The organism is Halorubrum sp. SP9 (assembly GCF_005435015.1).
GTDB lineage: Archaea > Halobacteriota > Halobacteria > Halobacteriales > Haloferacaceae > Halorubrum > Halorubrum sodomense.
The window spans coordinates 246-459 of record NZ_SGXU01000152.1 but is presented as its reverse complement, the minus strand read 5'-3'; positions in this window follow the sequence as shown (position 1 = coordinate 459).

Genomic DNA, 214 nt, shown 5'->3' with positions numbered 1-214 from the left:
GGTTCCAATCTTGGTCCTTCTCTGACGCTGTGTTTCCCGGAGCAGACGCAGAATCAAGGGCGATGTCGCCCATCTCGTCGAGGGCCCAGAATGCGGAAACAAGTTGGTTCAGGAGTTCGTGTTCCGTCATACCTCGGGACTCCGCGGTGTGTTTCACCCACTGCTGGAAGGTATCGGCGTCGACCGCGGTGTCGTTTTCGTTGTCCCGAGTACC